Here is a 9,590-nt window from a genome sequence, read left to right as displayed (position 1 = left end):
GTGCGGGGGTGCGGGGGTGCGGGGGTGCGGGGGTGCGGGGGTGCGGGGGTGCGGGGGTGCGGGGGTGCGGGGGTGCGGGGGTGCGGGGGTGCGGGGGTGCGGGCAGCGCGAACTGGCCCCTGGGCGGGGTGGGGTTATGAGGGTTTCCGGGTCCTGGCCGCTTGGGTTAGGCGCGGGGGTGGGCTTGGCGGTAGGCGGCTCGGAGGCGGTCTATGGAGACGTGGGTGTAGATCTGGGTGGTGTTCAGGGAGGAGTGGCCCAGGAGTTCTTGGACGCTGCGCAGGTCGGCGCCGCCTTCCAGGAGGTGGGTGGCGGCGCTGTGGCGTAGGCCGTGGGGGCTCAGGTCCGGGGCGCCCTCTACCTGGCGCAGGCGGGTGTGGACGATGCGGCGGACGGTGCCGGGGTCGATGCGGCCGCCTCTGGTGCCCAGGAAGAGGGCGTCGGCGGACTTGGGGGTGCTCCAGAGGGGGCGGGCGTTGACGCACCACAGGTCGACGGCTCGTAGGGCGGGGAGGCCGAAGGGGACGGTGCGTTCTTTGCGGCCTTTGCCTACTACGCGGATCACGTGGCGGGTGCGGTCCATGTCGCCCACGTCGAGGGAGCACAGTTCGCTTACGCGGATGCCGGTCGCGTAGAGGAGTTCGAGGATCGCCTGGTCGCGGAGGGCCTTGGGGGTTGTGTCCTCTGTTGGGGTCAGGGCGGCCTGGGCCTGGGGCTGATCCAGTACGGCGGGCAGCGTTCTTGGCGCCTTGGCGCTGCCCAGCAGGAGGCCCGGGTCAGTGGGGATCCGGCCCTGGCGGTGGCAGAACGCGGTGAAAGTCCTGGCACACGCGGTACGGCGGGCCAGCGTCGCCCGGGACAGCCCTCCGGCGTGCTGGGCGGCCAGCCAGTGCCGGAGCGTGGCTATGTCCAGGCCGGTCAGCCAGGTCTCGCCGGTGCCCTGGTCTCTCAGGTGGTGCAGGAGCGAGGTCACGTCCGAGACGTAGGCGCGGATGGTGTGGGGGGACAGGTCGCGCTCCAGCCTGAGGTGGCGTTCGAACGCGGTGATGATCTCCGCCGCCTCGTCGTCGGGCTGGCTGGGTGCTCCGGTCGGCATGGTCTTACTCTGCCCCGATCTGAGCCTCTTCGCTCATGGCCAGTGCGGGAGGAGGCGGACCAAGCCGGCGCCGGTCAGGAGGAGGGGGTCCAGGTAGCGGCGTTCGCGCAGGAGGCCCCAGTGGAGGCAGTGCTGCGGGCAGTGGGGTGGATTGAGGCTCTGGAGTGTGCCTAGCGGGGTGCCTGTGGTCACGTGCTGGCCTCTGCGCACCGACGGGAGGACGGGGAGGTACGTGGTGCGCAGGCCGTTGGGATGGTGGACGGTGACCACGCCCCGGCCGGCCAGCTGGTCCGCGTAGCCGATGGTGCCCGGGCCTGCGGCGTGTACGGCGGTGCCCGGGCTGGCCCGCAGGTCGACGCCCCGGTGGCCGGACAGCCATGGGGCCGGGGGTGGGAGGAAGCGGCGTACCACTCCGTGGTCGGTCAGCGGCCACTGCCAGGTCACCGCCTCTGGGGAGGGGGCGAGGGCCAGGAGGAGGGCGAGGGAGGCGCGAATCATGGCGGACAGGATGGGGGAGCGGCCCGGGCCGCCGAGGAGGTGAACGGGGTTCTGTGGACGAACCCCTCCGGTCAGCGGGCCTGTGGACAGAAAGACCCCGAACGGAACCGGGCCGGTGGACAGAAACATCCCGGACCGAGCAAGTGGGTTACATCAGTGAGCGCATCTTGACCAGGGTGAGTTCGTAGATGGCCGGTCCCATGGTCTGGTCAACCCGTCCAGGCGGCACATGGTCACGCCGGCCGTACCCAGAAGAAGGGCGCGGCCACATGGACGCCCGCAGCGGCTCCACGACCTCCCGAGATCGCGGCGGAGTGGGGTCCAGCTCGGACCTCCGCAACGGCGAGGCCCAGATCCAGATGGCGCTCAGCGCGATCCCCGCGGCGCACACCAGGATGACCGCCCGCAGCCCCACCACCTCGCCCAGCAGGCCACCCACGAGCCCGCCCACCGCCAGCACTCCCTGCACCGCGAACGTGAACGTGGCGTTGACCCGTCCCCGCAGCTCAGCCGGGGCTTCACGCAGCTGCACCGCCCCCATGCAGGTGGCGAAGGTGACGACCAGCATCCCGGTGGCCACCGAGCTGACGGACATGGCGAGGACCTTCCACCACATCGGCCCACCGATCAGCCCAACGGTCAGGAAATCGACGGGGAACAGCACCACGGACCACTTGAGCAGCCGGTTCGTCCCGGTACGCCGGTTAAGGCGAGCGGTCAGCCAGGCCCCGAGCAGCCCTCCGGCCCCGGACAGCGCCACCAGCACGCCGATCAGGCCCTTGGGGATGGCCAGGACGTTGATCATGTAGAGCATGTAGACGGCCGTGTAGGCCATGGCGAAGAAGTTGATGGTCACGCCGGCCCCCAGCAGGGCGCGCAGTGAGGGGTTCGAGAGGCAGGCGCGCAGGCCCTCGCCGACGTCGCGCAGCATGCCGCGCGAGGCCGCCGGAGTGTGGGACTCGGGGGTGCGGATGCGGCCCATCAGCAGGGCGGACAGCAGGAACGACACCCCCTCCACCAGTACGGCGAGCGGCGCCGTCAGCACCTGCACCAGCAACCCGCCGAGCCCGGGTCCGGCCACGGAGGCGACCGAGTACGACGCCTGCAGGCCGGCCATGGCCTCGGTGCGCTGGCCGGCGGGTACGACGGTGGCCAGGTGGGGGAAGTTGGCGGCGCGGAAGACGACCCCGGCGCTGCCGATGACGAACGCGACGGCCACCAGCAGCGGCACGCTCAGCACCCCGAGCAGCCAAGCGGCGGGTACGGCCAGCGCCGCGACCGCCGCGACCAGCTCGCAGCCGATCATCAGCGGCCGGTGCCTGCGCAGGCGGTCGGAGACGGCCCCGGCCTGCAGCCCGAACAGCAGAGCCGGCGCGAAGGCGGCGGCCGTGAGCAGGCCCATCTGCGACGGGCTGGCGGCGAGCAGCGTGATGCCGGTGAGGGGTACCGCCAGCTTGGACACCTCCGTCCCGGCGACCGAGATCGTCCGGGAGGCCCAGAGAAGGCGGTAGTCGGGTCGCCGGCGCAAGGGGACGGTCATGAGCTCCTCCAAAGACTGTGAAGGAAACCCTTCACAACTATGAAGATAATCCTTCATAACTCTGAAAGCAATCCTTCAGATCTGATCCGGGTACGGTTTGCACATGACCGACGTGCTCAGTGACCCCAAGGTGATGCGCGCGCTGGCCCACCCCGCCCGCCTGGAGATGCTGAACCGGCTGCAGGTCGAGGGCCCCTCGACGGCCACCGAGATCGCGGAGTTCGCCGGAGTCACCCCGAGCGCGGCCAGCTATCACCTGCGCATGCTGGCGAAATACGGCTTTGTGGAGGACGCGCCGCCCCGCGCCGACGGCAGGGAGCGCGTGTGGCGCTCGACAGGCCGCGGGCTGAGCGTGTCCACCGAACCCGGCGATGCGCCCGAACTGCGCGCCGCCAAGGAACTACTGATCCACACCGTCTACGACGAGGCCCACGCCGACCTGAAGCGGTCGATGGGCCAGGTGGACCGCGAGCCGGAGGAGTGGCGGGCGGGGTCGACCTGGCGGCGGAAGTTCCTCCAGATCGGGCCGGAGGAGATGCGCCGCCTGGGCGAGCAGATGGACGCGCTTCTGGCGCCCTATTACGCCGGGTCGCGGGAGGACGCGCCGGACGACGCGCGTACCGTGGTCGTGCAGTACTCCATCTACCTGCGCCCCGAGCGTCCGGTGCCCGGACTGCCCACGGAGGACCACGACGCCGTCTGACCCGTGAGGTCAGCGCGGGAGGTAGACTTTCCGGTGGCCTGTCACTGACGGGCCGACTTCGCATGCCTCATCGCGAGCCGATCCCTCGGTCCGGACCGCAAGGTTCCGGCAGGAACGGCTCAGGGGCATCAGGGCGGCAGTGCCCGACTGCCGCGACACAACCGAGAATCGCGCCTCACGGCGCGCCGACCTGGAGGACCAGCACATGGCCCCCGTCGTCACCATGCGACAGCTGCTCGAAAGCGGCGTTCACTTCGGACACCAGACTCGTCGGTGGAACCCGAAGATGAAGCGCTTCATCTTCACCGAGCGCAACGGCATCTACATCATCGACCTGCAGAAGTCGCTGGCGTTCATCGACCGCGCCTACGACTTCGTCAAGGAGACCGTCGCCCACGGCGGCACGGTTCTGTTCATCGGCACCAAGAAGCAGGCCCAGGAGGCCATCGCCGAGCAGGCCGCCCGCGTCGGCATGCCGTACGTCAACCAGCGCTGGCTGGGCGGCATGCTCACCAACTTCTCCACCGTGCACAAGAGGCTTCAGCGTCTGAAGGAGCTCGAGGAGCTCGACTTCGACAACGTCGCCGCGTCGGGGCTCACCAAGAAGGAGCTCCTCATGCGCCGCCGCGAGAAGGAGAAGCTGGAGCGCACGCTCGGCGGTATCCGTGACATGGGCCGCGTGCCCAGCGCGGTGTGGATCGTCGACACCAAGAAGGAGCACATCGCGATCTCGGAGGCCAAGAAGCTCGGCATCCCGGTCGTCGCGATCCTCGACACCAACTGCGACCCCGACGAGGTCGACTACCCGATCCCGGGCAACGACGACGCCATCCGCGCCGTCGGCCTGCTGACCCGCGTCGTCGCCGACGGTGTCGCCGCCGGTCTGATGGCCCGCTCCGGCGCCGCCCGCGGCGACGAGAAGCCGGCCGCCGCCGAGCCGCTGGCCGAGTGGGAGCGCGAGCTCATCGAGCAGGGCGCCGCCGCCGAGGCCACCACCGAGGCTGTCACCGAGGCCGCTCCTGAGGCCGCCGCCGAGGCTCCCGCCGTCGCCGACGAGGTGGCCCCCGCGGCCGCCGACGAGGTCGCCGTCGAGGACGCCGACGTCGCCGCCGAGGCTGTGGCCGAGGACGAGGCTGAGGTCGTCGCCGAGGCCGAGGCCGCCCCCGCCGAGGCCGAGGCCGGCGCCGAGGACGAGACCGAGAAGGCCTGAAGGTCCCGCACGAGCGGGCCCGCCGCCTGACGACCCCGACTCGGGGCCGCCGGGCGCAGCGGGCCCGCGAACGCGGTCCCGGCCCGCGCGAGCGGCGCCGAAGGTCCGCGCGCAAGGAAAGATCCAAGGCTCCTGGTACGGCTCCCGCGGGTCGTGCCGACCAGCCGGCGGCGACAGCCGTACCGGCACAGAAGGCTTGAAAGGGTGGGTGGCCGGATCCCGGCGCCCACCCGATCCACGACGAAGATCCCACGAGGAAAAAGCAATGGCTTCCGTGAACATGGCCGACGTCAAGCGGCTTCGCGAGCTCACCGCCGCCGGCATGATGGACTGCAAGAAGGCGCTCGAGGAGGCCGAGGGCGACTTCGACCGCGCCGTTGAGATCCTGCGCCTCAAGGGCGCCAAGGACGTCGGCAAGCGCGAGTCGCGCACCGCCTCCAACGGCCTGGTCGCGCTCAAGCAGGACGGCGACAGCGCCGCGGCGCTGCTCGAGCTCAACTGCGAGACCGACTTCGTGGCCAAGGCCGAGCGCTTCCAGGAGCTCGCGGCCGAGGTCGTCGACCACATCCTGGCCACCCGCCCGGCCGACGTGCCGGCGCTGCTCACCTCCGAGTACAACGGCAAGAGCGTCCAGAACCACCTTGACGACGCCAACGTCGCGCTCGGCGAGAAGATCGAGATCCGCCGCTTCGCGGTGCTCGAGGGCGGTTACATCGGCGCGTACATGCACAAGACCGACCCGCAGCTCCCGCCGGCGGTCGGCGTGCTCGTGCAGCTCGACAAGTCCAACGCCGAGGTCGCCAAGGACATCGCCCAGCACGCCGCGGCGATGGCGCCGAAGTACCTCAAGGCCGAGGACGTCCCCGCCGACGTCATCGAGAAGGAGCGCGCGCTCTTCGAGGAGATGACGCGCGACGAGGGCAAGCCCGAGGCCGCGATCTCCAAGATCGTCGACGGTCGCGTCAACGGCTGGTACAAGGACTTCACGCTGCTGCAGCAGGCGTTCGTGAAGGACAACAAGAAGACCATCGCCAAGTACGCCAGTGAGAACGGCGTCGAGGTGCTCGCCTTCGTTCGCTTCAAGGTGGGTCAGGCTTAGGCTTAGTCAAGCCCTCAGCCCCACATCAGAACCACCTACCGAGGAGGCCGCCGCCGTGCAGGAGAACCAGGAGCCAGCTACGTCGGCGGCTTCTTCGTATAGAAGGGTCATGCTGAAGCTGTCGGGCGAGGCGTTCGCCGGCGGCGAGGAGATGGGCATCGACCCGGTCGTCGTCGGCCATCTGGCCGACTCGATCGCCGAGGCGGTGCGCGAGGGCGTGCAGGTCGCCGTGGTTGTCGGCGGCGGAAACATGTTCCGCGGCGTCACCCTGTCGCAGGGTGGAATGGACCGTGCCCGCGCCGATTACATGGGCATGCTCGGCACGGTCATCAACTGCCTCGCCCTGCAGGACTTCCTGGAGAAGCGCGGCGTCGAGACCCGCGTGCAGACCGCGATCACGATGCAGCAGGTGGCGGAGCCGTTCCTGCCGCGCCGCGCGATCAGGCACCTGGAGAAGGGCCGCGTGGTCATCTTCGGCGCCGGGCTCGGCACCCCGTACTTCTCCACCGACACGTGCGCGGCGCAGCGCGCGCTGGAGATCGGCGCCGAGGCGCTGCTGAAGGGCACGCAGGTGGACGGGGTCTACGACTCCGACCCGCGGAAGAACCCGGACGCCGTGCGGTTCGACCACCTGGACTACGCAGAGGTCCTGGTCCGCGATCTGATGGTCATGGACCAGACCGCGATCAGCCTGTGCAAGGAGAACGACCTGCCCATCGTGGTCTTCGACCTGATGGGTGAGGGCAACATCCTGCGGGCGGTCCGCGGTGAGAAGATCGGCACGCTGGTGAGTCCGGCAGGCAAGTAGACGGGAGCCCACTCTACGGACGGGCGACCAAGGCAGCAGGGAGCCCACCCTACGGACGGGCGACCAAAACAGCAGGGAGCCGCTGTGATCGACGAAACCCTCCTCGAAGCCGAGGAAAAGATGGACAAGGCTGTCTCGGTCGCGAAGGAGGACTTCGCGAGTATCCGCACGGGCCGAGTCACGCCGTCGATGTTCAACAAGATCAACGCCGACTACTACGGTTCGCCGACTCCGATCCAGCAGCTGGCCTCGTTCCACGTGCCCGAGGCCCGCATGGTCATCCTCCAGCCCTTCGACAAGGGTTCGATGGCCGCGATCGAGAAGGCGATCCGCGACTCCGACCTGGGCGTCAACCCGAGCAACGACGGCCAGGTGATCCGCGTCAACTTCCCCGAGCTGTCGGAGGAGCGCCGCAAGGAGTACATCAAGGTCGCGCGCGGCAAGGGCGAGCACGCCAAGGTGTCGGTGCGCAACATCCGCCGCTCCGCCAAGGAAACCCTTGACAAGATGATCAAGGATGGCGACGCGGGCGAGGACGAGGTGCGCCGCGCCGAGAAGGAGCTCGACGACATCACCCAGAAGCACGTCGCCAAGATCGACGAGCTGCTCAAGCACAAGGAAACCGAGCTGCTCGAGGTCTAGGCTCCAGTACGGCAAGCCGTGGTGCCCCCATCCCCCGCGCGGGGCTGGGGGCATTCCAGGGTGATCGGCAAGAAATCCCGGCTTGGGAGAGTCTGTGGAAGAAAGTACGGCTGGCACCAGCCCGAGCGGCGGCAGCCGTACCGGAAGGAACCTGCCCGCGGCGATCGCGGTCGGTGCCGCGCTGGGCGCGTCGGTCATCGTCTCGATCTACACCATCAAGGAGATCTTCCTCCTCGTGGTCGTGGCGGCGGTGGGCGTCGGTGTGATGGAGCTGGTCAAGGCGTTCGGCACGCGGGGCATCGTGGTGCCGCTGGCGCCGGCGCTGGTGGGCACGGCGGGCATGCTGGCCGGGGCGTACTGGGGTGGCGCGGTCTCGCTGGTGGGCACGTTCGCGGTGTTCGTGTTCGTGATGCTGATCTGGCGGATGTTCAGCTCGGGCACCGACGGTTATGTGCGTGATGCCACCGCCTCGGTCTTCACCCTGGTCTATCCGGCGTTGCTGGCGGGGTTCATCGGGCTGCTGCTGTCGCCTCAGGACGGCGCGGACCGGGTGCTGATCTTCATCGCGGTGACCGTGGCCAGCGACATCGGCGGATATTTCGCCGGAGTGCTGTTCGGCCGGCACAAGATGTCGATCATCAGCCCGAAGAAGACCTGGGAGGGTTTCGCCGGATCGGTGCTCGCCTGTGTGGGCGTCGGGGCGTGGCTGGTCATCTGGCGCATGGAGGGCGAGTTCTGGCAGGGCGCGCTGATCGGCGTGCTGGCCGCGGCGCTGGCCACGATCGGCGACCTGATCGAGTCGATGATCAAGCGTGATCTCGGCATCAAGGACCTCGGCACGATCCTGCCCGGCCACGGCGGGCTCATGGACCGGCTCGACTCGCTGGTCACGACGCTGGTGCCGATCTGGCTGCTACTGGCGCTGTTCTTCTAACGCCGCGGTGGTGACGGGCACGAGCCACAACCACCGGACGGCCTCACCTCCGAACGCGAACCCCGACATGTCCGGGAAGTCCGGCGGGTCGGCCAGCATGAGCACGCCCGAATAGTCGGCCCCGAGCGGGAACGTGGACGGGTCGTGATACCACTGCGCGGTGTGCCCGTGCCCGAGCCAGGTGACCGAATGCCACGGATACTGCGCCAGCCAGACCAGCACCAGCGCCACCTCCCGAGGGTCCTGGCGGGTGGCGACGGCCAGCTCGATCCGCGAGTACGCGCGCGGCCGGTCGATCCACTGCTCGACCGTCGGCATGCGCTGGCAGCTCATCCCGACCGTGGACAGCACGGTGAACTCGCGCTCGCCGAACGGGGGCCGCTCGGTGATGCCGACCGTGGGCAGGCGCTCGCCGCTGGCGTCCCAGTAGCGGCCGGCCGGGCCGAGGGTGCGGTCGAGGTGGCCCATCACGAACTGCTGGAACGCCGGCCACGAGCCCTCGCGGTGCCGCCAGCGCCAGTAGGAGCGAGCGTTGGAGATGCGGGGCAGGAGTCCTTCGAGCGCCTCCGGCAGCGACCAGGCGAACGGGGTCTCGCCTATGGCGTCGCGGGCGTACCCGGGCATGCCCCTGGACATGTCGGCCCAGCCGGGGATGACGGCCAGCAGGTCGTCGTTCTCGTAGACGGCGACGCCGTCCCCCTCCTCGAACCACAGCGCGCTGAGCTGGCCGAGCGGGCGGCGGCCGCCGGGGTGGACGGTGTTGGCGTGGGGCATGACGGGCGGCAGGCCCGCGTTGATGCGGCTCAGGTCGACCGCGCCGGGCGCTTTGCGGTGGTTGGCCAGCCAGACGGCGCCGTGGACCGTGCCATCCGGCGCGCACAGGTAAGCGACCGAGGCGTCCTCGTCCCGCTCGATCACCAGCGTGCGGCTCCCATACGGGTTGCCGGCAACGAGGACGACCTCGGCCTGGGTGTGCTCACCCGGCTGCTCACCCGCCCGATAAATCGCCATACGAGATGACTGTAGATCGCCGCCCGATCACAGGCGAGAGGCCGTAGGA

At 69.6% G+C, this 9,590-nt stretch carries 10 protein-coding genes; 6 read left to right on the top strand and 4 right to left on the bottom strand.

What is annotated here, in order from left to right; genetic code table 11:
- Positions 1-166 precede the first annotated feature (166 nt).
- From HNR40_RS25520 to HNR40_RS25510, 3 genes are all read right to left on the bottom strand, one after another.
- Positions 167-1,096 (bottom strand): tyrosine recombinase XerC, encoded by a 930-nt coding sequence (locus HNR40_RS25520; protein ID WP_184965546.1) that lies wholly within the window; start codon positions 1,094-1,096, stop codon positions 167-169.
- A gap of 33 nt (positions 1,097-1,129) precedes the next feature.
- Positions 1,130-1,594 (bottom strand): murein hydrolase activator EnvC family protein, encoded by a 465-nt coding sequence (locus tag HNR40_RS25515; RefSeq protein ID WP_221340822.1) that lies wholly within the window; start codon positions 1,592-1,594, stop codon positions 1,130-1,132.
- Positions 1,595-1,742: 148 nt separating this feature from the next.
- Complete coding sequence (locus tag HNR40_RS25510) at positions 1,743-3,134, bottom strand: MFS transporter (RefSeq protein WP_184965542.1); 1,392 nt, start codon at positions 3,132-3,134, stop codon at positions 1,743-1,745.
- 103 nt (positions 3,135-3,237) lie between these two features.
- Between HNR40_RS25510 and HNR40_RS25505 the strand changes: the two genes are divergently transcribed.
- From HNR40_RS25505 to HNR40_RS25480, 6 genes are all read left to right on the top strand, one after another.
- A complete protein-coding gene (locus tag HNR40_RS25505) occupies positions 3,238-3,837 on the top strand; it encodes an ArsR/SmtB family transcription factor (RefSeq protein WP_184965540.1) in 600 nt (199 codons plus the stop codon).
- 205 nt (positions 3,838-4,042) lie between these two features.
- Complete coding sequence (rpsB, locus tag HNR40_RS25500) at positions 4,043-5,047, top strand: 30S ribosomal protein S2 (RefSeq protein WP_184965538.1); 1,005 nt, start codon at positions 4,043-4,045, stop codon at positions 5,045-5,047.
- Between the two features lie 265 nt (positions 5,048-5,312).
- A complete protein-coding gene (gene tsf, locus HNR40_RS25495) occupies positions 5,313-6,146 on the top strand; it encodes a translation elongation factor Ts (protein ID WP_184965536.1) in 834 nt (277 codons plus the stop codon).
- Between the two features lie 109 nt (positions 6,147-6,255).
- Positions 6,256-6,954 carry a UMP kinase gene (gene pyrH / locus HNR40_RS25490; RefSeq protein WP_221340821.1) on the top strand — a complete coding sequence of 233 codons (699 nt, stop codon included), beginning with the start codon at positions 6,256-6,258 and terminating at the stop codon, positions 6,952-6,954.
- 84 nt (positions 6,955-7,038) lie between these two features.
- A complete protein-coding gene (frr, locus tag HNR40_RS25485; protein WP_184965533.1) occupies positions 7,039-7,596 on the top strand; it encodes a ribosome recycling factor in 558 nt (185 codons plus the stop codon).
- Positions 7,597-7,690: 94 nt separating this feature from the next.
- Entirely contained in the window at positions 7,691-8,530 is an 840-nt protein-coding gene (locus tag HNR40_RS25480; RefSeq protein WP_184965532.1) for a phosphatidate cytidylyltransferase, read from the top strand.
- On the opposite strand, the gene HNR40_RS25475 is transcribed toward HNR40_RS25480, so the two are convergent.
- On the bottom strand, positions 8,510-9,541 hold the full coding sequence (locus HNR40_RS25475) for a suppressor of fused domain protein (protein ID WP_184965531.1): 1,032 nt from the start codon (positions 9,539-9,541) through the stop codon (positions 8,510-8,512). The genes HNR40_RS25480 and HNR40_RS25475 overlap by 21 nt on opposite strands.
- Between the last annotated feature and the right edge of the window lie 49 nt (positions 9,542-9,590).

This window comes from Nonomuraea endophytica (genome assembly GCF_014203235.1).
GTDB classification, from domain to species: Bacteria; Actinomycetota; Actinomycetes; order Streptosporangiales; family Streptosporangiaceae; genus Nonomuraea; species Nonomuraea endophytica.
Note: the sequence above shows the minus strand (reverse complement) of the source record. Positions and strands in the feature narration are given on the sequence as shown.

Excerpts from the sequence above, each read along its gene's own strand:
- HNR40_RS25475 (WP_184965531.1), bottom strand. The coding sequence starts at position 9,541 with ATGGCGATTTATCGGGCGGGTGAGCAGCCGGGTGAGCACACCCAGGCC.
- HNR40_RS25520 (WP_184965546.1), bottom strand. The coding sequence starts at position 1,096 with ATGCCGACCGGAGCACCCAGCCAGCCCGACGACGAGGCGGCGGAGATC.
- HNR40_RS25510 (WP_184965542.1), bottom strand. The coding sequence starts at position 3,134 with ATGACCGTCCCCTTGCGCCGGCGACCCGACTACCGCCTTCTCTGGGCC.
- HNR40_RS25515 (WP_221340822.1), bottom strand. The coding sequence starts at position 1,594 with ATGATTCGCGCCTCCCTCGCCCTCCTCCTGGCCCTCGCCCCCTCCCCA.
- pyrH (WP_221340821.1), top strand. The coding sequence starts at position 6,256 with ATGCTGAAGCTGTCGGGCGAGGCGTTCGCCGGCGGCGAGGAGATGGGC.
- HNR40_RS25505 (WP_184965540.1), top strand. The coding sequence starts at position 3,238 with ATGACCGACGTGCTCAGTGACCCCAAGGTGATGCGCGCGCTGGCCCAC.
- rpsB (WP_184965538.1), top strand. The coding sequence starts at position 4,043 with ATGGCCCCCGTCGTCACCATGCGACAGCTGCTCGAAAGCGGCGTTCAC.
- tsf (WP_184965536.1), top strand. The coding sequence starts at position 5,313 with ATGGCTTCCGTGAACATGGCCGACGTCAAGCGGCTTCGCGAGCTCACC.